Annotated in this window: 27 protein-coding genes and 1 other annotated feature; of the genes, 13 read left to right on the top strand and 14 right to left on the bottom strand. The window is 54.3% G+C overall.

Annotated elements, in window-relative coordinates:
- Positions 1 to 215, top strand: a 215-nt coding sequence (locus ABR39_RS26100; protein WP_205626275.1) for a hypothetical protein, incomplete at its 5' end; no start/stop codon positions are given.
- Positions 216 to 359: 144 nt separating this feature from the next.
- On the opposite strand, the gene clpB is transcribed toward ABR39_RS26100, so the two are convergent.
- From clpB to rluD, 3 genes are all read right to left on the bottom strand, one after another.
- Entirely contained in the window at positions 360 to 2933 is a 2574-nt protein-coding gene (gene clpB, locus ABR39_RS18945; RefSeq protein ID WP_047348152.1) for an ATP-dependent chaperone ClpB, read from the bottom strand.
- Between the two features lie 129 nt (positions 2934 to 3062).
- The gene (yfiH, locus tag ABR39_RS18940; RefSeq protein ID WP_047348151.1) at positions 3063 to 3794 is read right to left on the bottom strand and encodes a purine nucleoside phosphorylase YfiH; all 732 of its coding nucleotides are present in this window, start codon (positions 3792 to 3794) and stop codon (positions 3063 to 3065) included.
- Entirely contained in the window at positions 3791 to 4771 is a 981-nt protein-coding gene (gene rluD / locus ABR39_RS18935) for a 23S rRNA pseudouridine(1911/1915/1917) synthase RluD (RefSeq protein ID WP_023308866.1), read from the bottom strand. Before rluD ends, yfiH begins: the two co-directional genes overlap by 4 nt.
- 131 nt (positions 4772 to 4902) lie before the next feature.
- Between rluD and bamD the strand changes: the two genes are divergently transcribed.
- The 4 genes from bamD to pheA all read left to right on the top strand — a co-directional run bounded on the left by bamD (position 4903) and on the right by pheA (position 7677).
- Positions 4903 to 5640, top strand: coding sequence for an outer membrane protein assembly factor BamD (gene bamD, locus ABR39_RS18930; RefSeq protein WP_013098339.1), 738 nt, complete (start codon positions 4903 to 4905; stop codon positions 5638 to 5640).
- 268 nt (positions 5641 to 5908) lie between these two features.
- On the top strand, positions 5909 to 6250 hold the full coding sequence (raiA, locus tag ABR39_RS18925; protein ID WP_008502470.1) for a ribosome-associated translation inhibitor RaiA: 342 nt from the start codon (positions 5909 to 5911) through the stop codon (positions 6248 to 6250).
- A gap of 110 nt (positions 6251 to 6360) precedes the next feature.
- Positions 6361 to 6486 (top strand) — a sequence feature (Phe leader region).
- Positions 6362 to 6409, top strand: a complete 48-nt coding sequence (gene pheL, locus ABR39_RS25740) for a pheA operon leader peptide PheL (RefSeq protein WP_100249759.1) — start codon at positions 6362 to 6364, stop codon at positions 6407 to 6409. Its footprint overlaps the feature before it by 48 nt.
- A 30-nt stretch (positions 6487 to 6516) precedes the next feature.
- Positions 6517 to 7677, top strand: coding sequence for a bifunctional chorismate mutase/prephenate dehydratase (pheA, locus tag ABR39_RS18920; RefSeq protein ID WP_047348150.1), 1161 nt, complete (start codon positions 6517 to 6519; stop codon positions 7675 to 7677).
- Here pheA and ABR39_RS18915 read toward each other — a convergent pair.
- From ABR39_RS18915 to aroF, 3 genes are read right to left on the bottom strand one after another with little or no spacing between them, the layout of a single operon-like run.
- The gene (locus ABR39_RS18915; RefSeq protein ID WP_047348149.1) at positions 7674 to 8546 is read right to left on the bottom strand and encodes an SMP-30/gluconolactonase/LRE family protein; all 873 of its coding nucleotides are present in this window, start codon (positions 8544 to 8546) and stop codon (positions 7674 to 7676) included. The two genes, pheA and ABR39_RS18915, sit on opposite strands and share 4 nt — an antisense overlap.
- 60 nt (positions 8547 to 8606) lie before the next feature.
- Positions 8607 to 9728, bottom strand: coding sequence for a bifunctional chorismate mutase/prephenate dehydrogenase (tyrA, locus tag ABR39_RS18910; protein ID WP_025759253.1), 1122 nt, complete (start codon positions 9726 to 9728; stop codon positions 8607 to 8609).
- Positions 9729 to 9738: 10 nt separating this feature from the next.
- Positions 9739 to 10809 (bottom strand): 3-deoxy-7-phosphoheptulonate synthase AroF, encoded by a 1071-nt coding sequence (aroF, locus tag ABR39_RS18905; protein WP_014832942.1) that lies wholly within the window; start codon positions 10807 to 10809, stop codon positions 9739 to 9741.
- Positions 10810 to 11023: 214 nt separating this feature from the next.
- Between aroF and ABR39_RS18900 the strand changes: the two genes are divergently transcribed.
- From ABR39_RS18900 to ABR39_RS18885, 4 genes are all read left to right on the top strand, one after another.
- The gene (locus tag ABR39_RS18900) at positions 11024 to 11398 is read left to right on the top strand and encodes a DUF2799 domain-containing protein (protein ID WP_047348148.1); all 375 of its coding nucleotides are present in this window, start codon (positions 11024 to 11026) and stop codon (positions 11396 to 11398) included.
- Between the two features lie 137 nt (positions 11399 to 11535).
- On the top strand, positions 11536 to 12087 hold the full coding sequence (locus tag ABR39_RS18895; protein WP_240477084.1) for a YfiR family protein: 552 nt from the start codon (positions 11536 to 11538) through the stop codon (positions 12085 to 12087).
- Positions 12080 to 13300 (top strand): diguanylate cyclase DgcN, encoded by a 1221-nt coding sequence (gene dgcN, locus ABR39_RS18890; RefSeq protein ID WP_047348146.1) that lies wholly within the window; start codon positions 12080 to 12082, stop codon positions 13298 to 13300. The genes ABR39_RS18895 and dgcN overlap by 8 nt, the downstream gene beginning before the upstream one ends.
- A 12-nt stretch (positions 13301 to 13312) precedes the next feature.
- The gene (locus ABR39_RS18885) at positions 13313 to 13798 is read left to right on the top strand and encodes an OmpA family protein (RefSeq protein ID WP_047348145.1); all 486 of its coding nucleotides are present in this window, start codon (positions 13313 to 13315) and stop codon (positions 13796 to 13798) included.
- A 2-nt stretch (positions 13799 to 13800) separates the two neighbouring features.
- Here ABR39_RS18885 and ABR39_RS18880 read toward each other — a convergent pair whose 3' ends face one another.
- The 7 genes from ABR39_RS18880 to ffh form a co-directional block, all read right to left on the bottom strand.
- Entirely contained in the window at positions 13801 to 15171 is a 1371-nt protein-coding gene (locus ABR39_RS18880) for a PepSY-associated TM helix domain-containing protein (protein ID WP_047348144.1), read from the bottom strand.
- A gap of 37 nt (positions 15172 to 15208) precedes the next feature.
- Positions 15209 to 15613, bottom strand: a complete 405-nt coding sequence (locus tag ABR39_RS18875) for a DUF2946 domain-containing protein (protein WP_047348143.1) — start codon at positions 15611 to 15613, stop codon at positions 15209 to 15211.
- 132 nt (positions 15614 to 15745) lie between these two features.
- Complete coding sequence (gene rplS, locus ABR39_RS18870; protein WP_002914145.1) at positions 15746 to 16093, bottom strand: 50S ribosomal protein L19; 348 nt, start codon at positions 16091 to 16093, stop codon at positions 15746 to 15748.
- A 43-nt stretch (positions 16094 to 16136) separates the two neighbouring features.
- Complete coding sequence (trmD, locus tag ABR39_RS18865) at positions 16137 to 16904, bottom strand: tRNA (guanosine(37)-N1)-methyltransferase TrmD (protein WP_008502493.1); 768 nt, start codon at positions 16902 to 16904, stop codon at positions 16137 to 16139.
- Positions 16905 to 16935: 31 nt separating this feature from the next.
- Complete coding sequence (gene rimM, locus ABR39_RS18860) at positions 16936 to 17475, bottom strand: ribosome maturation factor RimM (protein WP_047348142.1); 540 nt, start codon at positions 17473 to 17475, stop codon at positions 16936 to 16938.
- Positions 17476 to 17490: 15 nt separating this feature from the next.
- A complete protein-coding gene (rpsP, locus tag ABR39_RS18855; RefSeq protein WP_003863133.1) occupies positions 17491 to 17739 on the bottom strand; it encodes a 30S ribosomal protein S16 in 249 nt (82 codons plus the stop codon).
- A gap of 136 nt (positions 17740 to 17875) precedes the next feature.
- Positions 17876 to 19237 carry a signal recognition particle protein gene (gene ffh, locus ABR39_RS18850; protein WP_014884878.1) on the bottom strand — a complete coding sequence of 454 codons (1362 nt, stop codon included), beginning with the start codon at positions 19235 to 19237 and terminating at the stop codon, positions 17876 to 17878.
- Positions 19238 to 19403: 166 nt separating this feature from the next.
- Between ffh and ABR39_RS18845 the strand changes: the two genes are divergently transcribed.
- Both ABR39_RS18845 and ABR39_RS18840 read left to right on the top strand, forming a co-directional pair.
- Complete coding sequence (locus tag ABR39_RS18845; RefSeq protein WP_047348200.1) at positions 19404 to 20195, top strand: cytochrome C assembly family protein; 792 nt, start codon at positions 19404 to 19406, stop codon at positions 20193 to 20195.
- An 18-nt stretch (positions 20196 to 20213) separates the two neighbouring features.
- Entirely contained in the window at positions 20214 to 21500 is a 1287-nt protein-coding gene (locus tag ABR39_RS18840; RefSeq protein WP_047348141.1) for an HlyC/CorC family transporter, read from the top strand.
- Positions 21501 to 21552: 52 nt separating this feature from the next.
- Here the strand turns inward: ABR39_RS18840 and grpE are convergent, their stop codons facing one another.
- Positions 21553 to 22146, bottom strand: a complete 594-nt coding sequence (gene grpE / locus ABR39_RS18835) for a nucleotide exchange factor GrpE (RefSeq protein ID WP_023333122.1) — start codon at positions 22144 to 22146, stop codon at positions 21553 to 21555.
- Positions 22147 to 22268: 122 nt separating this feature from the next.
- Here grpE and nadK point away from each other — a divergent pair, with 122 nt between their 5' ends.
- Both nadK and recN read left to right on the top strand, forming a co-directional pair.
- Positions 22269 to 23147 carry an NAD(+) kinase gene (nadK, locus tag ABR39_RS18830; protein WP_047348139.1) on the top strand — a complete coding sequence of 293 codons (879 nt, stop codon included), beginning with the start codon at positions 22269 to 22271 and terminating at the stop codon, positions 23145 to 23147.
- Positions 23148 to 23232: 85 nt separating this feature from the next.
- A complete protein-coding gene (recN, locus tag ABR39_RS18825) occupies positions 23233 to 24894 on the top strand; it encodes a DNA repair protein RecN (protein ID WP_047348138.1) in 1662 nt (553 codons plus the stop codon).
- Positions 24895 to 24962 lie beyond the last annotated feature (68 nt).

Here is a 24962-nt window from a genome sequence, read left to right as displayed (position 1 = left end):
GATTGTCCGAAGACGTTAAGAATCCATGTCACTTTGAGTGCCCACACAGATTGTCTGATAAATTGTTAAAGAGCAGTGCCGCTTCGCTTTTCGCTGCGGCGCGGGGTGTGCATATTACGCTTTCCCGCTTCAGAGTCAAGCGTTTATTTTCGCTTTTCTCTGCTGACCCGGCGGCGTGTGTGCCGTTGTTCCGTGTCAGTGGAGGCGCATTATAGGGAGTTATTCCGAACCTGCAAGGGTAAAGTGAAAATTATTTACTGACTGCTCACTTTCCAGGCAAACCTTACTCCAGAACTCAATTTTCGCCTGGTTTTTAAACAAAAACGAGCCGCAAGCGGCTCGTTTTTGCGTTTTGTGACTTACTGCACTGCCACAATGCGATCGTCGTTGGCTTCCAGACGGATAACTTTGCCTGGAATCAACTCTCCGGAGAGGATTTGCTGCGCCAGCGGGTTTTCGATCTGCTGCTGGATAGCGCGTTTTAATGGACGCGCCCCGTACACCGGATCGTAACCATTCTCGCTCAGCAGCTTCAGCGCATCGTCGGAGATGTGAATTTCATATCCACGCTCTTCCAGACGTTTATACAGACGCTGCAGCTGGATCTGTGCAATCGACGCAATGTGTTTCTCACCCAGAGGATGGAAGACCACCACTTCATCAATACGGTTGATGAACTCCGGACGGAAGTTTTGGCTGACCACACCGAGCACCAGATCCTTCATATGGCTATAGTCCAGTTCGCCGAAACGTTCCTGAATCAAATCGGAACCCAGGTTCGAGGTCATAATGACAACCGTATTACGGAAGTCGACCGTTCTCCCCTGCCCGTCGGTCAGTCGGCCATCATCCAGGACCTGAAGCAGAATGTTGAACACATCAGGATGCGCTTTTTCCACCTCATCCAGCAGGATGACGGAATAAGGACGACGGCGCACCGCTTCAGTCAGATAACCCCCTTCCTCATAACCGACGTATCCCGGAGGCGCACCGACCAGACGCGAGACGGAGTGTTTCTCCATAAACTCCGACATGTCGATACGGACCATCGCATCGTCGCTGTCGAACATAAAGTTAGCCAGCGCTTTGCACAGCTCGGTTTTACCAACACCGGTCGGCCCCAGGAACAGGAACGAACCAATCGGGCGATTCGGATCGGACAACCCCGCGCGGCTACGACGAATGGCGTTGGATACGGCTTCAACCGCTTCGTTCTGACCAATTACGCGATTGTGGAGATCTTGCTCCATGCGCAGCAGTTTTTCACGCTCGCCTTCCAGCATGCGCGCCACGGGAATACCGGTCCAGCGGGCAAGCACTTCAGCGATTTCGGCATCCGTCACTTTATTACGTAACAGACGCATCGTTTTACCTTCCGATTGCGTCGCAATCTCAAGCTGTTTTTCCAACTCAGGTATTTTGCCGTACTGCAGCTCTGACATTCGCGCCAGATCGCCCACGCGTCGAGCCTGCTCCATGGCAATTTTTGCCTGTTCGAGTTCGGCCTTAATGGTCTGAGTGCCAGAAAGGGACGCCTTCTCGGCTTTCCACTCTTCTTCTAACTCAGAATACTGGCGCTCTTTATCGTCCAGTTCTTCATTGAGCATATCCAGCCGTTTCTTACTGGCTTCATCAGACTCTTTCTTCAGCGCCTGCTGTTCCAGCTTGAGCTGAATAATGCGTCGGTCGAGCCTGTCCAGCTCTTCCGGCTTCGAGTCAATCTGCATACGAATGCTTGATGCCGCCTCATCAATCAGGTCGATGGCTTTATCTGGCAGCTGACGATCCGCGATATAACGATGCGAAAGCGTCGCGGCCGCAACGATGGCCGGGTCAGTGATCTGCACATGGTGGTGCAGTTCATAGCGTTCTTTCAGGCCACGCAAAATCGCGATGGTATCTTCAACGCTTGGCTCAGCAACAAACACTTTCTGGAAACGACGTTCCAGCGCAGCATCTTTCTCAATGTACTGACGGTACTCGTCCAGCGTAGTGGCACCGACGCAGTGAAGCTCACCACGCGCCAGCGCAGGTTTCAGCATGTTCCCGGCATCCATCGCGCCGTCCGCTTTACCGGCACCGACCATGGTGTGCAGTTCGTCGATGAACAGGATAACGTTGCCTTCCTGTTTCGCCAGGTCGTTAAGCACGCCTTTCAGACGCTCTTCGAACTCACCGCGGTATTTCGCACCGGCCACCAGCGCGCCCATATCCAGCGCCAGTACGCGGCGTCCCTTCAGACCTTCCGGCACTTCACCGTTCACGATACGCTGCGCCAGACCTTCAACAATAGCGGTTTTACCGACACCCGGCTCACCAATCAGTACCGGGTTGTTCTTAGTACGACGTTGCAGTACCTGAATAGTACGGCGAATCTCTTCGTCACGGCCGATCACCGGGTCAAGTTTGCCCTGTTCAGCTCGTTCGGTCAGATCGACCGTAAATTTCTTCAAAGCCTGACGTTGGTCTTCGGCTCCCTGATCGTTCACGCTTTCACCTCCGCGCATTTTCTCAATCGCCTGAGTCACATTGGCGGTGGTTGCACCGGCAGATTTCAGCAGGTCGGTCAAGGTACCGCGTGATTCAAGCGCCGCCAGAACAAACAGCTCTGACGAAATAAAGTTGTCCCCACGTTTTTGCGCCAGCTTGTCGCAAAGGTTAAGCACACGCACCAGATCCTGCGACGGCTGAACGTCGCCGCCGGTCCCTTCGACCTGCGGTAAACGGCTCAGCGCCTGATCGATAGCGGTGCGTAACTGGCCAGCATTAATGCCAGCAGACGTTAATAAAGGACGTACCGATCCCCCTTCCTGGTTCAGCAAGGCGCTCATTAAATGAAGAGGTTCGATAAATTGGTTGTCGTGCCCCAGTGCGAGGGACTGGGCATCGGCGAGAGCAAGCTGGAATTTATTAGTAAGACGATCCAGACGCATAACTCCTCCCATAACAGGTCAAATTTGCTACTGGAGATTAAATGAGGTCATCCCTCAATTATTCAAGGTTAATGACCTGAATTATGTGAAAAGAAAACGGCACGTGCCGGATCGTCTTGATTCTTTAGGTTATATCAGCCAAATAAAACTTGCCATACGACCCGTCGTCTTGTCGCGGCGATAGGAGAAAAAATCACCCTTTTCGGTGAAGGTACAGCGATCGCCGCCGGAGATCTGCGTTACGCCCACGTTATTCAAACGCTGGCGAGCGAGCTGGTAGATATCGGCCAGATATTTATCCCCGGAAGGCAGGAAGGCTTCCACTGCTTGCGGATCTTTTTCCATAAAGGCTTCGCGGACCTCTGGGCCCACTTCAAAAGCGCGAGGACCAATTGCCGGGCCAAGCCAGGCCATGATATTGGCGGGCTCATCGTTAAAGCAGGCGATTGTCTCTTCCAGCACGCCTGCACACAGACCACGCCAGCCCGCATGGGCTGCTGCAACCTCGGTACCTGAACGGTTACAAAACAGAACCGGCAGACAATCGGCGGTCATTACGGCACAAACCGTTCCCGGAGTATTACTGTAGGAGGCATCGGCGCGTTTAGAAGCGTAGGGTTCTCCCGTCAACTTCAGCACCGCGTTACCGTGAACCTGTTCCAGCCAGACCGGCTTCGACGGCAAGTTCCCCGCAGCAAACAGACGCCTGCGGTTCTCTTCAACGTGTTCCAGGTTGTCGCCACAGTGTGCGCCGAGGTTCAAAGACTCCCACGCCCCCTGGCTTACGCCGCCAATACGGGTTGAACTACAGGCAGCCACGCCTTCAGGCAATGGCCACTCCGGGACAATCAGTTTGGTCATAACCAGTCCACTTGATCCTTATGTTCTTCGAAATCAGCACGCATCGCGTCAATAAGGTCCACCATATCCTGCGGGATAGGCGCGTGCCACTCCATCTGAATACCGGTGATAGGGTGGTAAAGGCGCAGCATAGTCGCGTGCAGTGCCTGACGATCGAATTTACGCAATACGCTGATGAACTCATCCGATGCACCTTTAGGCGGACGTGGACGACCACCGTAGACCTGATCCCCCACCAGCGGATGGGTAATGTGAGCCATATGCACACGAATCTGGTGAGTACGCCCAGTTTCCAGACGCAGACGCAGACGCGTATGAATGCGGAAGTGCTCCATAATGCGATAGTGCGTCACTGCCGGTTTACCCATCGGATGCACCGACATATGGGTACGTTTGGTTGGGTGACGGCTGATTGGCTCTTCCACCGTACCGCCAGAGGTCATATGGCCAATGGCTACCGCTTCATACTCACGGGTGATTTCGCGCAGCTGCAGCGATTCCACCAGACGGGTCTGAGCAGGCACGGTCTTCGCGACCACCATCAGGCCGGTGGTGTCTTTATCCAGACGATGCACGATGCCCGCGCGCGGGACATCCGCGATAGGCGGATAATAATGGAGAAGTGCGTTAAGTACCGTACCGTCAGGGTTCCCCGCACCCGGGTGAACAACCAGGTCACGCGGCTTGTTGATCACCAGAATGTCATCATCTTCATAGACGATGTCCAGTGGGATATCCTGCGGCTCGAAGCGGATTTCCTCTTCGATTTCAGCATTGATGGCGACAGCTTCCCCACCTAACACTTTCTCTTTTGGTTTGTCCCAGATCTTGCCGTTTACCAGCACGCGCTGGTCAAGGATCCATTCTTTTATGCGTGAACGCGAATAATCAGGGAACAATTCGGCCAAAGCCTGATCTAAGCGTTGACCGAGCTGATTTTCGGAGACTGTTGCGGTGAGTTCTACTCGTTGTGCCATAAACTGCTTCTTCGTTTAACGTTGGGTTTTACGGCTTTGCCGTTTAATATAGTGTGCTATTGTAGCTGGTCTTAATCGGGAGCAGGAACAGAGTTTCTCCCGGACAAACATTTGAGGAAAGTCAAAACGTCATGACGCGCATGAAATATCTGGTGGCAGCGGCCACGTTGAGCCTGGCTTTGGTGGGCTGCTCCGGTTCAAATGAACAGGTCCCTGACAATCCGCCGAATGAAATCTATGCGACTGCACAACAAAAGTTGCAGGACGGTAACTGGAAACAGGCGATAACGCAACTGGAAGCGTTGGATAATCGCTATCCATTTGGTCCGTATTCGCAGCAGGTACAGTTAGATCTTATCTACGCATACTATAAAAATGCCGATCTGCCGCTGGCTCAGGCAACCATCGATCGTTTCATGCGTCTGAACCCGACTCATCCTAACATCGACTATGTGATGTACATGCGCGGCCTCACCAACATGGCGCTGGACGACAGTGCTCTGCAGGGCTTCTTCGGCGTGGATCGTTCCGACCGTGACCCGCAGCATGCGCGTGATGCTTTCAATGACTTCTCCAAACTGGTGCGCGGCTATCCGAACAGTCAGTACGTGACCGACGCGACCAAACGTCTGGTGTTCCTGAAAGATCGTCTGGCGAAATATGAATACTCCGTGGCGGAATACTATACCCGCCGTGGTGCATGGGTTGCCGTGGTTAACCGCGTAGAGGGTATGCTGCGTGATTATCCGGATACCCAGGCAACGCGCGACGGCCTGAAGCTGATGGAAAATGCCTACCGTCAGATGCAGATGACCGCTCAGGCTGATAAAGTGGCGAAAATCATCGCTGCCAACAGCAGCAACACCTGATATTGCCTCAATGCAAAACGGCAGCCCGAAGGCTGCCGTTTTTTTATTCGTTTCAGAGCGTCGCTGAAGCGCGTTAGCCCCAACACATCCAGTCAACTATGGCCCCAATTTTTGCCTTCCACAAGGTAAATCTCACCTCTTCCTGCCCTACCTCACAAAAAAGATTCCCTGACAAAAACCGACAAAATAACGTGATCTAAATCACACACTTTGACATTAGGTCGGGTATGCTGGAATCACCAAGACGGAAAGACAAGAGGTAAAATTTATGACAATGAACATTACCAGTAAACAAATGGAAATTACTCCGGCAATTCGCCAGCACGTCGCAGACCGTCTCGCCAAACTGGATAAATGGCAAACTCATTTGATTAATCCACATATCATCCTGTCCAAGGAGCCGCAGGGTTTCATCGCTGACGCAACTATCAATACTCCAAACGGCCATCTGGTCGCCAGCGCAAAACATGAGGATATGTACACCGCAATTAACGATTTGATCAACAAGCTGGAACGGCAGCTCAATAAAGTGCAACACAAAGGTGAAGCCCGTCGCGCCACAACATCGGTGAAAGACGCCAGCTTCGCGGAAGAAGTTGAAGAAGAGTAATCCTTTAAATTGAGTGTACCGCCAACGCGCCTTCGGGCGCGTTTTTTGTTTTTTATTGACAGGGTGAAAACAGTACGGGTACTTTAACGGTATCAATCACAGGATGACTTTATGAAACTTACGCCGTTCTTCTTCGCATTCTTTTTTACCTTCCCCTGAACGGGAGGCTTTTCGTCGTGTGATAAAGAATGCGAAGACGAACAACAAGGCCTCCCACACCGGGAGGCCTTTTTTATTGATAACGATAAAATGAGACAGACAACACTATGACACCGGAAAACCCGTTACTGGATCTGCGAGTAAAAATCAGCGCGCTGGACGAGAAGCTGCTGGCGCTGCTGGCCGAACGCCGCGCGCTCGCCGTTGAAGTGGGCAAAGCCAAGCTGGACTCCCATCGCCCGGTCCGCGATATTGACCGCGAGCGCGATCTGCTGGAACGTCTCATTCAGCTCGGCAAAGCGCATCACCTCGATGCCCACTACATCACCCGGTTGTTCCAGCTCATCATTGAAGACTCCGTTCTAACCCAGCAAGCGCTGCTCCAGCAGCATCTGAACAAAACCAATCCGCACTCTGCACGTATCGCTTTCCTCGGGCCAAAGGGCTCGTATTCTCACCTGGCCGCACGTCAGTATGCCGCACGCCATTTTGAAGAATTTATTGAGAGCGGCTGTGCGAAGTTTGCCGATATTTTCAACCAGGTCGAGACCGGCCAGGCGGATTACGCCGTGGTACCGATTGAAAACACCAGCTCCGGCGCCATCAACGACGTCTACGATTTGCTGCAGCACACCACTCTTTCGCTGGTTGGTGAGCTGACAATCCCCATCGATCACTGCGTGCTGGTCTCCGGATCAACGGACCTGAGCAAGATTGAAACGGTTTACAGTCATCCACAGCCGTTCCAGCAGTGCAGCCAGTTCCTGAACCGCTATCCGAACTGGAAAATTGAGTACACCGAAAGCACCTCGGCGGCGATGGAAAAAGTGGCGCAGGCTAACTCCCCAGCCGTTGCTGCGCTCGGCAGCGAAGCGGGCGGCGCGCTGTATGGTTTACAGGTGCTGGAGCGCAACCTGGCAAACCAGACGCAAAACATCACCCGCTTCGTGGTGCTGGCCCGCAAGGCCATCAACGTGTCAGACCAGGTACCGGCCAAAACCACGCTGCTGATGGCGACCGGGCAGCAGGCCGGTGCGCTGGTTGAAGCCCTGCTGGTGCTGCGTAACCACAACCTGATCATGACCAGGCTGGAATCACGTCCAATCCACGGTAATCCGTGGGAAGAGATGTTTTATCTCGATATCCAGGCCAACCTGGAGTCTGCTTCCATGCAGAAAGCCCTGCGCGAGCTGGGCGAAATCACCCGCTCCATGAAAGTGCTGGGCTGCTATCCGAGCGAAAACGTCGTGCCAGTCGACCCGAGCTAACGTTCGATAAAGCGGCTTTTCTTCATCCCTGCCACGTTAACGGGCAGGGTGAAGATGGCGCCGGAGAGCGGATACTTCGCCACCTCCTCCGCATCCATATTTTCCCGCGTGGTGGTGATGAACAGCGTTTTCATATCGTCGCCGCCAAAACAGACCATCGTCGGGCAACGTACCGGCATTTCATACTCTTCCAGCTGCTCCCCTTCTGGGGAAAAACGCGCGATACGCCAGCCGTCAAACAGCGCGCTCCAGTAACAGCCCTCCACATCCATTGCCGCGCCGTCCGGTATCCCCTCGCCCTCTTTAAACTGACGAAACACCTCGCGTCTTCCCGATTCGCCCTGCTCATCAAGCGGCGTACGATAAATCACGCCGTTTGGCGTGTCGGAGGTAAACATCCACTGGTTATCCGGGCTAAACGCCAAGCCGTTGTGCCCGTGAATATCGCACTGGATCACTTTCGGCGTCAGATCGTTATCGATACGCATCAGCAGCGCACCGTTGTAATCCCCCGGCCCCCAGAAGGTCCCGGCATAGAAGCGCCCCTGACTGTCGGTTCCCCCATCGTTAAAACGCGCCAGCTGAGGGTTAGAGGGGTTATCGCACACCTTGCGCTGCAGGAGGCCATGCTTATCGGCAAGCCAGATCCCGCTGCGCATGGCGACGATAAACCCGCCGCGCTCGCGCAGCGCGAAACAACCCACCTCCTCATGAAAAGAGAGCACGGTGTGTTCCGCCGTCGGCAGATGGTATCGGTGGATTTCCCCTTCCAGAATATCGGCCCAGTAGAGCGCGCATTCTTCTGCGCTCCACGTCGGGCATTCAGGCAGATGCCCGGTGTAATTCAACAGCAGCTGCGGTTCAGCCATGACAGTTCCCCAAAATGAAAAAAGCCAGCAATGCTGGCTTTCAGTATATACATCATCGCATTACTGGCGACTGTCATTTGCCTGGCGCAACAGCGTGCGGCTCTCACTCTGGAAACGCTGAGCGTAATCGCCAAACCAGTGTTCGACCTTGCGGAAGCTGTCGATAAACGCCTGTTTGTCTCCGTGCTCCAGCAGCGTAATGGCTTCACCAAACCGCTGGTAGTAGCGCTTGATGAGCGCCAGATTGTTTTCGGACGACATAATAATGTCCGCGTAAAGCTGCGGATCCTGCGCAAACAGACGCCCGACCATCGCCAGCTCCAGACGATAAATAGGTGAAGAGAGCGCCAGCAGCTGTTCAAGCTGCACGTTCTCTTCCGCCAGATGCAGACCGTAGGCAAACGTGGCGAAGTGGCGCAGCGCCTGGATGAACGCCATGTTCTGATCGTGCTCGACCGCGCTGATGCGGTGCAGCCGCGCTCCCCAGACCTGAATCTGTTCCAGGAACCACTGATAGGCTTCCGGCTGACGACCGTCACAGTAAACCACCACCTGCTTCGCCAGGCTGCCGCTGTCCGGGCCAAACATCGGGTGCAGACCCAGCACCGGGCCGGTATGCGCCGCTAGCATTGCTTGCAGCGGACCATTTTTGACGGAGGCCAGGTCGACCAGGATGCAATCTTTCGGTAAAGGCGGAAGCTTCCCGATGATCTGCTCCGTCACGTGGATCGGCACGCTGACGATAACCATCCCGGCATCTTTCATCAGTTCCGGTGCCTGCGCCCAGTCTTCTTTTTCCAGAATGCGTACCTGATAGCCAGAAAGCGTCAGCATTTTTTCAAACAGACGTCCCATCTGCCCTGCCCCGCCGACAATCACTACCGGACGCAGGGACGGACAAAGGGTTTTGAAGCCCTTGTCGTTTTCGCTGGAATAGGATTCCCGCATTACGCGACGCAGGACATCTTCAATCAAATCCGGCGAAACACCCAGCGCCTGTGCCTCTTTACGACGGGAGGCCAGCATTGAGGCTTCGCGCTCCGGGACGTAAATCGGCAGGCCGTATTTGCTTTTCACCTCACCGACTTCGGCAACCAGTGCCATGCGGCGCGCCAGCAGGTCCAGCAGCGCCTTATCCACTTCATCAATTTGATCGCGTAACGCGGTCAATTCAGCAACCATAACTAACCTCTTAAGCCAGACGCGTCGCCAGCTGGCCGTTTAAATCTTTATGGATCTCACGCAGCAGGGCATCGGTGGTTTCCCAGCTGATGCAGGCATCCGTCACGGATACGCCATGCTTCATTGCGCTGCGCGGTTGTTCAGATGATTGATTGCCTTCATGAATATTGCTCTCAATCATCAGACCGATAATCGAACGGTTGCCATCTTTGATCTGGGCGACCACGGATTCCGCAACCGCAGGCTGGCGACGGTAATCTTTATTCGAATTACCATGACTGCAATCTACCATCAGTGCCGGGCGCAGTCCCGCCTGCTCCATCTCTTTTTCGCACTGGGCTACGTCCGCCGGGCTGTAGTTGGGGGCTTTACCACCGCGCAGGATCACATGACCGTCCGGGTTGCCCTGCGTTTGCAGGAGGCACACCTGGCCTGCCTGGTTAATACCGACAAAACGGTGCGGCATTGCGGCAGCGCGCATGGCGTTGATCGCCGTCGCCAGGCTACCATCGGTACCGTTTTTAAAGCCAACCGGCATCGACAGGCCAGACGCCATCTCGCGGTGGGTTTGTGATTCCGTGGTACGCGCGCCAATTGCGGACCAGCTGAACAGATCGCCCAAATACTGCGGGCTGTTCGGGTCCAGCGCTTCGGTTGCCAGCGGCAGCCCCATGCTGACCAGCTCCACCAGCAGTCGACGCGCAATCTTCAGGCCTGCTTCCACATCAAACGAGCCATCCATGTGCGGATCGTTAATCAACCCTTTCCAGCCAACGGTCGTACGTGGCTTCTCAAAATAGACGCGCATCACCAGATAGAGGCTATCGCTGACCTCCTCCGCTAATGCTTTAAAGCGACGAGCGTACTCAATGGCGGTTTCAGGATCGTGAATCGAGCAGGGACCACATACCACCAGCAGACGCGGATCGCGGCCGGCGATAATGTCAGAAATGGTCTGGCGAGAGTGCTCAATCTGAGCCTCCTGCGCGACGCTCAGCGGAAACTCCGCTTTCAGCTGGTCCGGAGTGATTAAAACCTGTTCGTCAGTGATATGTACGTTGTTCAGCGCGTCTTTTTGCATGATGGCGATCCTGTAAAGCTCGTTTGCGATAGTTGTTTTCCTCAAAGAGGTGACACCACGATACCATAAAAAGTAAACATTTCAATCCAAAATTCGTACACATTAGTTTACAGAAGCCAGTTTATTGCAAAAATCAGCCCATAAAAATGTAAACTTTAAATTACATACAGGTTTTCTTTTGCCAGGCTATGCTGAAGAAAAAAGGAGAATGGCTATGCGTTCAATTGCTCTCGCGCTGTTGTCGCTGTTTTTATCGGGCTGCCAGATCAATCCTTATACCTTCCAGCCCGACTGGACCAGTCCATCCTGGTTTGATGCAGGTAAAGAAGACGCCCTGAACGGCCTGCCGGTTAAAGATAACCAGACCCTGTCCGATAGTTTTAACGACCCACACGTTGATCGTAGTGAATATCTTCGAGGCTATGCCGATGGTCAGAAGAAAGTCTGCGAAGAAGGATTTATTCACGCATGGGGGTTAGCGGGGAAATCTTTTCCTGCCAGTTGCGATACTGCTGAAAATGCAGCAAAACTGCATGCGTCATGGCAAGAAGGAATGGATGAAAGTATGCGTTCCAGCAGACTAAATTAAGTCTGTTTTATCCCCCGGAAAATAAGCAACAGTAGGATTTAGCTTAGGTCGACCTGATGCTATTTCTGACATAATGACGGCTCTGATAAACAATGGTATTCTGCCCACAACTCTTAAGGACATCTATTTCCGGAGCGATGTGGCGGATTCTGGTGAGAAATTTATTCTTGATCTCTTTGTTCCGACTCACTCTGGTGCTAATGCTGTTTCTTATGGTGGGCCCAGCGACGGCAGGCACGCTCACGGAAACGGATAAATCGGTACGCTCGATTGTCTCAGGCATTGTGAGTTATACGCGATGGCCGTCGCTTTCCGGGCAGCCTAAACTCTGCGTCTATGCCACTTCTCACTATACGCACGCCCTCATCGGCGACGAAGGACATAGCGAGTTACCTTATACTCCCGTTATTGTACGTAACGATCGGGAAGCCCTGGCCGCGACGTGCGATGCGATATATTTCGGTTCTGAATCACCGGCAAAACAACTTGAATTAATAAGCCAATATCAGGGCAGAGCTTTGCTATTAATCTCAGAGCAAAATCCGGAATGTGTAATTGGCAGCGCCTTTTGCCTGATAATCGATCGTGGTCAGGTACGGTTCTCCGTTAACCTGGATGCATTGACGCGCAGTGGCGTAAGAGTCAATCCGGATGTATTAATGCTCGCACGGAATAAGCAGCATGGATAAAGATTTCACTTCAACGCCACGTCCGACGTTTAAAAGAACGTTGAGGCGAAACAGTATGATAAGCGTCATCATCACCATGACGTTAATATGGCTATTGCTCTGTTTTGCCTCCGTCGTGACGTTAAAACAATATGCGCAAAAGAATCTTGAATTAACCGGCGCAACAATGAGCCACAGCCTGGAAGCCTCGCTGGTTTTCAACGATTCGCTGGCAGCCAATGAAACGCTTGCGGCCCTGGGCAAACAGGGCCAGTTTGCCGTGGCTGAGGTTATCAACGCCCATAAAAAGCGGTTTGCCTACTGGTCCTGGAACCCGGAGGATAACAACGACACGCTGGGCGCGCTGGTCAGCCGCTGGCTTTTCCCCGTACCTATTGCGCAGCCCATTATGCATAACGGCGCGATGATCGGCGAAATCCGCCTTACCGCGCGCGACAGTCTCATCAGTCATTTCATCTGGATGTCGTTTGCCGTGCTTACCGGCTGCATTCTTTTTGCGACCGTCGTCGCGCTCACCATTACCCAGTCTTTACATCGCGGCATGGTAACGGCTCTGCAAAACATTACCGACGTCGTGCATGACGTACGCACTAACCGCAACTTCTCCCGCCGGGTGAAAGACGGCCGTATCGAAGAATTTCACCAGTTTGGTGAAGATTTCAACAGCCTGCTGGATGAGATGGAAGAGTGGCAGCTGAAACTCCAGGCGAAAAATGCCCAGCTGTTGCGTACCGCCATGCACGACCCGCTCACCGGTCTTGCCAACCGCGCTGCGTTTCGTAACAGCATTGCGGCCTTAATGAACGACCCTTCTGCCAAAACAAACTCGGCCCTGCTCTTCCTCGACGGTGATAACTTTAAATTTATCAATGACACCTGGGGACACGCGGCAGGTGACTGCGTACTGATTGAAGTCGCCAGCAGGATGATGGAGTTTGGTGACAAACGTCATCAGTCCTATCGCCTTGGCGGTGATGAATTTGCCATGGTGCTCTACGGCGTGCACTCTGAGCTTGAGGTTCAACACATTTGTGCTGCGCTTTCGCAGCAGTTTATCCGTCCGTTTGATCTTCATAACGGACAAAAAGCATCAATGTCACTCAGCATTGGCTTTGCTCTGGCGTGGGAAAATGCTTCCGTGGAAGCATTACTGGAGAGGGCCGACCGCAATATGTACCAGGTTAAAAACCAGCGTACTAAAACAATAAGTTAGAAAGGATACACTATGTTAAAACGATACTTCGCGCCGTTAGTACTGGCCTCACTGGTTCTGGCAGGCTGTCAGTCTCCGCCTGGAGGCAAATTCACTCCAGAGCAAATTGCGGCGATGAAGTCTTACGGTTTTAACGAACTGAACGGTGACTGGTCGCTTGGTATGTCGGATACCATCCTCTTTGATAAAAATGACGCCAGACTGCGCCCGGAAAGTGAAACGCAGATCCAGTCCATGGCCTCTCGCCTGGCGGAAACCGGCCTGAACCACGCGCGAATGGACGGTCACACGGATAATTACGGTCAAGAAAGCTACAACGAAGCGCTGTCGTTAAAACGCGCCAATGCCGTGGCCGACGCCTGGGCGAAGGGAGCGAATATCCCGCGCAGCAATCTCACCACGCGGGGATTAGGTCAAAAATACCCGGTTGCCAGCAACGGTACCCCGCAAGGGCGTGCTGAAAACCGCCGCGTCGCAGTGGTTATCAGCACGCCATAGGGTTATTTAGCGGATGTTTCGGCGAGCGTCACGCCCGTTGCCGCTCGCCAGCGCAGCCAGTCCACCAGAACAAACAGCGCCAGACTCACGCCCATAACGGGCAAGGCCAGCCCCAGCAGCAGGCTAACCAACGCCGTCACGCCTCTTCCCCATCCCGACAGCGCCAGCCAGCTCTGGCAAAGCGTCTGCACCGGATTCACTGCCGATTGTGCCAGCCGACGCATCCACCACATCCGGTATCCCCAGATAATGAGCACGCACAGGGCAAGGCCGAAGGCCACGAGCAGAAGCTGATTCACCAGCCCGAATAAGATCCCCATATGGAAATCCACGCCCCAGCGGGTCAGTTTTGCCATTAGCGGGAAATCCTCGAACCGGGTTCTGTCCAGAACCTGCATCGTCGTGGGATCGACCGCAACCGCATCCACCTGGGTCGGCCAGCTGCGATCGATTTCCGTCACGGTCCAGGCGCGATCCGCCGTTGTCGCCGGGCGAATCTCCAGCTTGCTGGCATCAATCCCCGCTTTACGCGCAGCGCTTAACACCCCATCAAACTGCGTCAGATCCATCGCCATTTCCGGCATCATCATTCCGCCGTGATGACCACGGTGTTCGGCATGTTCATCCACGATCTCATGTTGGCCGGAAAGCGTCGTGTTCACCTGCGGGGTTAGCCAGTTCATCTCAGCCCGCAGCCTGTCAACGTTCCCGCCAGCCCACTGCGACCAGGTCAGCCCGGTTGCCGAGAACAGCAGCATTCCGCCCAGCAGAGTCCAGCCCAGCGTCACGTGCACGCGACGCCGGTTCTGGAAGCGATTGTTGATCCGCCGCTTTGGTCGGGTGTAAAACCACAGGGCAATTCCCCCCAGCGCGGCACCCCACATCCAGGAGGCAGCCAGTTCACTATAGAGTCGCCCAACGTCGCCCAGCATCAGGGACGTATGCAGGTAATCAATGGTCTGACGCAGCGGTAAAATCCCGCTGGTGCCGTACACCGTCATATCCCCCAGCACCGCCAGGCTTACCGGATCCACAAAGATAGCCCGGTTCTCCGAAGGTCCAAGCGCTGGGTCAGCAAACATCACGCGGGTGGTTTCGCCTTCAACCAGCCCCGGACGAACGGCATGCAAACGCAAATCTGAACCAACGGCTTTTTCCGCCACGGCAATTTGCTCCGCCAGAGGCTGCGGCTCGCCCACGGAGTCCGCGTGGAGCGCATGCCGGTAGAGCGCATTCTCCAGCTGCGGGGTCGCCACATACAGCGTTCCGGTCAGCGCGGCGAAGAAGATAAACGGGCCGACAAACAGCCCAATATAGAAATGGAGGCGACGCAGCAGGTTTCCCCATGCCGCGCGCGGAGTGCAGGTAGTCATACTTTTCCTTTTTAAGGCAAAAAGTTATCGATATTTTTTAAAGGGAAAAAGCAGACTGCCGCGGCGGTGCGCGGGTATCAGGGTAAAGCCAGGGGAAAAAGTGCCAGTGGCTGACCGCCTGGCGCGGCGGCTTAACGCGAAGCCTCTGCAGCACCACGCTGAGCAGGACGATCAGCGCCAGCATCACGCCAGGAACATGTGCTAACAGCACGCAGTAGCCGCATGCTTCCGCATGGTCGACAGGCATCGTGTGGGGCATATCGCCATGATGCTCATCCATCGACATCATGCTCATGTCATGATGCATGCCCGGCATCGCGCTCATGGGATCTTTCTGCAGCGAGACGGAGATAAGCGGCGCCACCACGATCAGCAGGATCGCAAACAGCGCGGTCAAGGCCGCTGTGCGTTTCCGGTTATGCTGATGCAGTACGTTATCCACTTCCCCTCCACTCAAGAGGCAAGCATTGTAAATGATTTATGAAAAAAGGGTTAACGCGCGAGATGCGATGAGATAAAAAAAGGGCCAGCCTCTCGGCCAGCCCTTTCTAACAGGATGTCGCTTAAGCGAATCTTAGTTCAGACGCTCTTTAATACGAGCAGACTTACCAGTACGCTCACGCAGGTAGTACAGTTTAGCTTTACGTACAGCACCACGACGTTTAACAGCAATGCTGTCAACTACCGGAGAGTGAGTCTGGAAGACACGCTCAACGCCTTCGCCGTTGGAAATTTTACGAACAGTGAATGCAGAGTGCAGACCGCGGTTACGAATAGCGATAACCACGCCCTCGAATGCCTGCAGACGTTTTTTGGAACCTTCAACAACCCATACTTTCACTTCCACGGTGTCACCTGGACGGAAGGAAGGTACGTCCTGCTTCATCTGCTCTTGTTCAAGTTGCTTAATAATGTTGCTCATAATTTAATCTCTTATCCTGGGTAAACTGATATTCGGGAGCGTATTACGCATTCCCATCATGTTCATGCTGCTGTTGCGCGTGTTCAGTTTTGAACTCGGCCAGCAACTTTGCTTGCTCTTCAGTCAGAGCCAGGTTTTCCAGAAGTTCAGGTCTTCTAAGCCAGGTTCGGCCCAGCGACTGCTTCAAACGCCAGCGACGTATCTCGGCATGGTTTCCAGACAGTAGCACTGCCGGTACTTCCATTCCTTCTAACACTTCAGGACGAGTATAGTGTGGGCAGTCCAGCAACCCGTCGGCAAAGGAATCTTCCGTTGCCGAAGCTTCATGGCCCAGAACACCCGGAATGAACCGGGCGACGGAGTCAATCAGCGTCATTGCTGGTAACTCACCACCGCTGAGAACGTAATCGCCGATAGACCATTCTTCGTCAATCTCGGTTTGAATTACGCGCTCATCTATCCCTTCGTAGCGACCACAGACCAGAATCAGCTTTTGATTCGTCGCCAGTTCGCTCACGCCCGCTTGATCAAGCTTGCGTCCCTGAGGTGACAGATAAATCACCTTTGCGCCTTCACCTGCCGCGGCTTTTGCTGTGTGAATGGCGTCCCGTAAGGGTTGCACCATCATTAACATCCCCGGTCCGCCGCCGTAAGGACGATCGTCCACGGTACGGTGCCGGTCATGCGTGAAGTCACGAGGACTCCAGCTCTGGATGCTCAGCAGGCCATTCTTTACTGCCCGGCCAGTTACCCCGTAATCGGTAATCGCGCGGAACATTTCAGGAAACAGGCTAATTATGCCAATCCACATAGCGCCGTCTTTTACCGTTTATCCGGAGAATTTAAAAACCAGGATCCCAATCTACTTCAATGGTTTGAGTAGCGAGATCGACTTTCTTGATAACCTGTCCATCGAGGAACGGAACCAACCGCTCCTTGATGCCAAATGCATCTTTCAGGTTTGCCTTAATGACGAGAACGTCATTTGACCCGGTTTCCATCATGTCGATGACTTTCCCCAGGCTGTAGCCTTCAGTGGTCACTACCTGGCAACCCATAAGGTCTTTCCAGTAGTAGTCACCCTCTTCCAGCTGTGGCAACTGCGACGAATCCACGACAATTTCACAATTAGTCAGCGCATTCGCGGCATCACGATCGTCAACGCCTTTCAGCTTGATGATGATGTCCTGATTGTGGTGACGCCAGCTTTCCAGCTCGACCTCTTCCCACTTACCGCCTTTCTGGATAAACCAGGGCTGGTAATTAAAAATGCTATCAGCGTCTTCAGTGGAGGAAAACACTCTGAGCCAACCACGGATACCGTAGCAAGAACCCATTTTTCCCAATACGATCGGTTCAACAGGTGCTTTATTGCTCATCATGACCACCGTGACAGATTAAGCTGCTTTGTTTGCTGCTTTGATCAGCGTAGCAACGCGATCGGAAACAGTAGCGCCCTGGCCAACCCAGTGAGCGATACGATCCAGATCCAGACGAGTTTCTTCTTCTGCGCCAGCGGCCAGTGGGTTGAAGAAACCAACGCGCTCGATGAAGCGACCGTTGCGTGCATTACGGCTGTCAGTCACAACAACCTGGTAGAACGGACGCTTTTTAGCGCCGTGACGAGCTAAACGAATAGTTACCATAACATCCTCTTGTGTGAATAAAACAACCGGGCCCCATCGAGGAACGGAGCCCGGGTGTCATATTAAAAGCCCGAAAATTTTACTGATTTTTGGGGAAAATGCAATCAGCATCTTGATACTGAGCATTAAACACGATTTATCTGCCTGGGAATCCAGGGGGCATCATGCCTTTCATGCCGCGCATCATCTTCGCCATGCCGCCTTTCTTCATTTTCTTCATCATGCGCTGCATGTCGTCGAACTGTTTCAGAAGGCGGTTAACGTCCTGCACCTGCATGCCGCAACCGGCTGCGATACGGCGTTTACGGGAGCCTTTGATGATGTCCGGGTTAGCACGCTCTTTGAGGGTCATCGAGTTGATGATCGCCTCCATGCGCACCAGCACCTTGTCATCCATCTGCGCTTTCACGTTGTCAGGGATCTGGCCCATGCCCGGCAGTTTGCCCATCAGGCTTGCCATGCCGCCCATGTTTTTCATCTGACGCAGCTGCTCAAGGAAGTCGGTGAGATCAAAACCGTCACCTTTTTTCAGCTTGCTGGCGAGCTTCTCGGCCTGCGCGCGGTCCACCTTGCTCTCGATATCTTCGATCAGCGACAGCACGTCGCCCATGCCGAGGATACGGGAAGCAATACGATCCGGATGGAACGGCTCCAGCGCTTCGGTTTTTTCGCCCACGCCGAGGAATTTGATCGGCTTACCGGTGATGTGACGAATGGAGAGCGCCGCACCGCCGCGGGCATCACCGTCCACTTTGGTCAGCACCACGCCGGTTAACGGCAGGGCTTCGTTAAACGCTTTCGCGGTATTCGCCGCATCCTGACCGGTCATGGCGTCGACAACGAACAGGGTCTCTACCGGGTTGATAGAGGCATGCACCTGCTTGATCTCGTCCATCATCGCTTCGTCAACGTGCAGACGACCGGCGGTATCCACCAGCAGCACGTCGTAGAACTTCAGCTTCGCCTCTTTCAGCGCCGCGTTAACGATGTCGACAGGCTTCTGGGCCACGTCAGACGGGAAGAAGTCTACGCCGACCTGCTCGGCCAGGGTTTCCAGCTGCTTGATCGCCGCCGGGCGATAGACGTCCGCAGACACCACCAGCACTTTCTTCTTGTGCTTTTCACGCAGGAATTTACCCAGCTTACCGACGCTGGTGGTTTTACCCGCACCCTGCAGGCCCGCCATCAGCACCACGGCCGGAGGCTGAGCCGCCAGGTTAAGCACCTGGTTCTCTTCACCCATCGCCGAAACCAGTTCGTTACGAACGATTTTGACGAACTCCTGACCCGGGGTCAGGCTCTTGTTAACTTCATGACCAACCGCCTTCTCTTTTACGCGGTTGATAAAATCACGAACAACCGGCAACGCCACGTCTGCTTCCAGCAGCGCCATGCGCACTTCGCGCAGCGTTTCCTTGATGTTCTCTTCAGTAAGGCGTCCGCGGCCGCTGATGTTGCGCAGCGTGCGCGACAAACGATCGGTTAAATTATCAAACATTGTCTCTCGCCTGAGTAGAAACGTTGGGCCGCCATGAGCGACACATACACAGAATTTTGCCGGAGTATAACATGAAGGCGCCTTTGTTGTTATGCAACGGTTGGAGCAGGCGTCACGTAACGTTATACTGCTTCTCTTTCTTATTAAGACAACTGTCGATGCCTATATGCCTGTTTTCGCACTGATCGCCCTTGTTGCCTACTCTGTCAGCCTCGCGCTGATCGTTCCCGGACTGCTGCAAAAAAACAGCGGCTGGCGGCGCATGGCTATTCTTTCTGCGGTGATCGCACTGATTAGCCACGCGTTTGCGCTGGAATCACGCATCATCCCCGGCGACGGCAGCGTGCAAAACCTGAGCGTCCTCAACGTCGGCTCGCTGGTCAGCCTGATGATCTGCACGGTGATGACCATCGTGGCCTCTAAAAATCGCGGCTGGCTGCTGCTGCCGATTGTGTACGCCTTCGCGCTGATCAATCTGGCCTTAGCCACCTTTATGCCCAATGAGTTTATTACGCATCTGGAGGCAACGCCGGGGATGCTGGTGCATATCGGCCTGTCGCTCTTTGCCTACGCGACGCTGATCATCGCCGCGCTTTACGCCATGCAGCTCGCCTGGATTGACTACCAGTTGAAAAACAAAAAGCTGGCGTTTAACCATGAGATGCCGCCGCTGATGGTCATTGAGCGTAAGATGTTCCACATCACCCAGGTAGGCGTGGTGCTGCTGACGCTCACGCTCTGCACGGGCCTGTTTTACATGAAGAACCTGTTCAGCGTGGAGAATATCGATAAAGCGGTGCTCTCTATCATCGCGTGGTTTGTCTATATTGTCCTGTTGTGGGGCCACTATCATGAAGGCTGGCGCGGTCGCCGCGTGGTCTGGTTCAACGTCGCGGGTGCGGGTATTCTCACCCTTGCCTATTTTGGCAGCCGCTTCATACAGCAATTTGCTGGCTAAGAAACAAAGGAGTTCCCCCTGGAACACATCTCTACCACCACGCTGATCGTTACGCTGATCGTCATGGTGGTCATCTCCGCCTATTTCTCCGGCTCGGAAACCGGCATGATGACCTTAAACCGCTACCGGTTACGTCATCGTGCTAAACAGGGTAACCGTGCCGCACGTCGCGTTGAAAAGCTGCTCCGCAAGCCGGATCGCCTGATAAGCCTGGTGCTCATCGGCAACAACCTCGTCAACATACTGGCCTCTGCCCTCGGTACCATCGTCGGGATGCGCCTGTACGGCAACGCCGGGGTCGCGATTGCCACCGGCGTGCTGACGTTCGTGGTGCTGGTGTTTGCCGAAGTGCTGCCGAAAACCATCGCTGCGCTTTACCCTGAGAAAGTCGCCTACCCGAGCAGCTTCCTGCTGGCACCGCTGCAGATCCTGATGATGCCGCTGGTCTGGCTGCTGAACATGGTGACGCGCCTGCTGATGCGGATGGTGGGAATCAAAGCCGATGTCACCATCAGCAGTGCGCTCAGCAAGGACGAGCTTCGCACCATCGTGAACGAATCCCGCTCGCAGATCTCCCGACGTAATCAGGACATGCTCCTGTCGGTGCTGGATCTGGAAAAGGTAAGCGTGAACGACATCATGGTGCCGCGTAACGAAATCGTGGGTATCGACATCAATGACGACTGGAAAGCCATCGTCCGCCAGCTGACGCACTCCCCGCACGGGCGCATTGTGCTGTACCGCGACTCGCTGGATGACGCCATCAGCATGCTGCGCGTGCGCGAAGCGTACCGTCTGATGACCGAGAAAAAAGAGTTCACCAAAGAGGTGATGCTGCGCGCCGCCGACGAGATTTACTACGTGCCGGAAGGCACCCCGCTCAGCACGCAGCTGGTGAAATTCCAGCGTAACAAGAAGAAAGTCGGCCTGGTGGTTAACGAGTACGGCGATATTCAGGGGCTGGTGACGGTCGAAGATATTCTGGAAGAGATTGTCGGGGATTTTACTACTTCAATGTCCCCTTCCCTCGCGGAAGAGGTCACCCCGCAAAACGACGGTTCGGTGCTGATTGACGGTAGCGCGAACATTCGCGAACTCAACAAAGCGTTTAACTGGCATTTGCCGGAAGATGAGGCTCGTACGATTAACGGGATGATTCTGGAAGCGCTGGAAGAGATCCCGGCGGCGGGCACGCGGGTGCGCATTGAGCAGTACGATATTGATATCCTGGACGTGCAGGACAATATGATTAAGCAGGTTAAAGTCCTGCCCGTGAAACCGCTGCGCGAAAGTATCGCTGAGTAAGGTTGTAGACCGGGTGAGGCGAACGCCGCCACCCGGTACTACGAATGGCAAATTACGCTTTCGCTTTCGCCACGGTCACCATCGCAGCGCGAATGGTACGGCCGTTCAGGGTGTAACCTTTCTGCATCACTCCCAGCACTTTACCGGCTTCCACCTCTTCTGACTCCACCATCGCAATCGCCTGGTGAACGTTTGGATCCAGCGGAACGTTGGTATCGGCAATCACTTCCACGCCAAACTTGCGCACCACGTCGAGCATGGATTTCAGCGTCAGTTCGATACCTTCGATCATTGCCGCGTTGTCCGGATTTGCTTTGTCAGCCACTTCCAGCGCGCGATCGAGGCTATCAATCACCGGCAGCAGTTCGTTGACGAACTTCTCCAGCGCAAATTTATGCGCCTTCTCAACGTCCTGCTCGGTACGACGACGCAGGTTCTCCATTTCCGCCTTGATGCGCAGAACACCGTCGCGTTCGCGATTCTGTGCTTCTACCAGTTGAGCTTCCAGATTCGCAATTTTTTCATCGCGCGGGTCCACCTGCTCAGCAGATGCGTCTGGCTCTACAGCCTCAACTTCATCATGCTGTTCCGTGATAATTTCTTCAGGGGCTTGCCCCTCAGGCGTTTTCTGTTCTTTACTACTCATGAATTTCTCCGCGTTTTTCTGCATTCATCTCGCTAACTTCGCTTATTATGGGGATCAGTTTCCGGGATTCAAGGGAACAAGACAGATTGTCATCATTCATCAGGCACAAGGACCTCCAGAAAATGAATAATCATTTCAGGTGTATTGGGATCGTCGGGCATCCGCGTCACCCTACCGCATTGACGACACATGAAATGTTGTATCGCTGGTTGTGTAGCAAAGGCTATGAAGTGATGGTCGAGCAGCAGATTGCGCAGGAGCTGCAGCTTAAGAGCGTCAAAACCGGCACGCTGGCGGAAATAGGCCAACAGGCCGATCTCGCCGTGGTGGTGGGCGGCGACGGCAACATGCTCGGTGCGGCCCGCACGCTGGCGCGCTATGACATCAAGGTCATCGGCATCAACCGTGGCAATCTCGGCTTTTTAACCGATCTCGACCCGGACAATGCGCAGCAGCAGCTGGCCGACGTGCTGGAAGGTCACTATATCAGTGAAAGACGCTTTTTACTGGAAGCGCAGGTATGCCAGCAGGACTGTCAGAAACGCATCAGCACCGCGATTAACGAGGTCGTGCTGCACCCCGGTAAAGTGGCGCACATGATCGAGTTCGAAGTCTATATCGACGAAATCTTTGCCTTCTCCCAGCGTTCTGACGGGCTGATTATCTCCACTCCGACCGGCTCAACGGCCTACTCACTTTCGGCCGGCGGCCCGATCCTGACGCCTTCTCTGGACGCCATTACCCTGGTGCCGATGTTCCCGCACACGCTCTCGGCCCGCCCGCTGGTTATCAACGGCGACAGCACGATTCGTCTGCGGTTCTCGCACCGCCGTAACGACCTGGAAATCAGCTGCGACAGCCAGATAGCGCTGCCGATCCAGGAAGGTGAAGATGTCCTGATTCGCCGGTGTGATTATCATCTGAACCTTATTCACCCGAAAGATTACAGCTATTTCAACACATTAAGCTCGAAGCTTGGCTGGTCAAAAAAATTGTTCTGATTTTGCATCCAGGACTTTACTGTATATAAAACCAGTTTATACTGTATAAAAACACAGTTATGGTTTTTCATACAGGAAAACAATTATGCTGGCACAACTGACCATCAGCAACTTTGCCATTGTTCGTGAGCTTGAGATCGATTTCCACAGCGGCATGACGGCGATCACCGGGGAAACCGGTGCAGGTAAATCCATTGCCATTGATGCCCTCGGCTTGTGCCTTGGCGGCCGTGCAGAGGGCGATATGGTGCGCATGGGCGCAAACCGTGCCGACCTGTGCGCCCGCTTCTCCCTGAAAGATACCCCTGCCGCCCAGCGCTGGCTGGAACAGAACCAGCTCGAAGATGGACGTGAGTGTTTACTTCGCCGCGTGATCAGCAGCGACGGTCGTTCACGTGGCTTCATCAACGGCACGGCGGTCCCGCTCTCCCAGCTGCGCGAACTCGGCCAGTTGCTTATCCAGATCCACGGTCAGCATGCGCATCAGCAACTCGTCAAACCAGAACAGCAGAAAGCGCTGCTCGATGGCTATGCGGGTGAGTATGCGCTTACTCAGCTTATGGCGGAGCACTATCGCCAGTGGCATCAAAGCTGCCGCGAGCTCGCCCAGCACCAGCAGCAGAGCCAGGAGCGCGCCGCACGCGCGGAGCTGCTGGAGTACCAGCTTAAAGAGCTGAACGAATTTAACCCGCAGGCGGGTGAGTTTGAGCAAATCGACGAAGAGTACAAACGCCTGGCGAACAGCGGCCACCTGCTCTCAACCAGCCAGAATGCGCTCAACCTGCTGGCGGATGGCGAAGACGTGAACCTCCAGAGCCAGCTGTATAACGTTCGTCAGCTGATTACCGAACTGGTCGGCATGGACAGCAAACTCTCTGGCGTTCTGGATATGCTGGAAGAAGCGGCCATTCAGATCTCCGAAGCCGGCGACGAGCTGCGCCACTACTGCGAACGTCTCGATCTCGACCCGAACCGTCTGTTTGAGCTGGAACAGCGCATCTCCCGTCAGATCTCGCTGGCGCGCAAGCACCACGTCACGCCGGAAGAGCTGCCGGGCTACTATCAGTCTCTGCTGGAAGAACAGCAGCAGCTTGACGATCAGGCTGACTCGCTGGAAACCCTCTCTCTGGCGGTGAACCTGCACCATGAACAGGCGCTGGCGACAGCGCAAAAGCTGCATGAAATCCGTCAGCATTACGCCCTGGAGTTAAGCCAGCACATCACCGATAGCATGCATACGCTGGCGATGCCGCACGGCGTATTCACCATTGATGTCCGCTTTGAAGAAAACCACCTGACGGCAGAAGGTGCGGATCGCATCGAATTCCGCGTCACCACCAACCCGGGTCAGCCGCTTCAGGCGATTTCTAAAGTCGCCTCCGGCGGTGAGCTGTCGCGCATTGCACTGGCGATTCAGGTCATTACCGCGCGTAAAATGGAAACCCCGGCGCTGATTTTCGATGAAGTGGATGTGGGGATCAGCGGCCCAACGGCAGCGGTAGTGGGTAAACTGCTGCGCCAGCTAGGCGAATCAACGCAGGTGATGTGTGTAACCCACCTGCCGCAGGTCGCGGGCTGTGGCCATCATCACTTTATCGTCAGCAAAGAAACCGACGGTGAAATGACCGAAACGCACATGAAGCCGCTGGATAAACGCGCGCGTCTGCAGGAGCTGGCACGCCTGCTCGGCGGCAGCGAAGTCACGCGTAATACGCTCGCGAACGCGAAAGAACTGCTGGCGGCATAAACTTTTTCGGGATCGCAGGGTCATACAGAACAACAAAAACGCCGCCAGACCGGTTTCAAAGTGGGGCA

The organism is Enterobacter genomosp. O (assembly GCF_001022965.1).
In the GTDB taxonomy this organism is placed as follows: domain Bacteria; phylum Pseudomonadota; class Gammaproteobacteria; order Enterobacterales; family Enterobacteriaceae; genus Enterobacter; species Enterobacter cloacae_L.
This window is presented reverse-complemented; position numbering and strand designations above follow the sequence as displayed.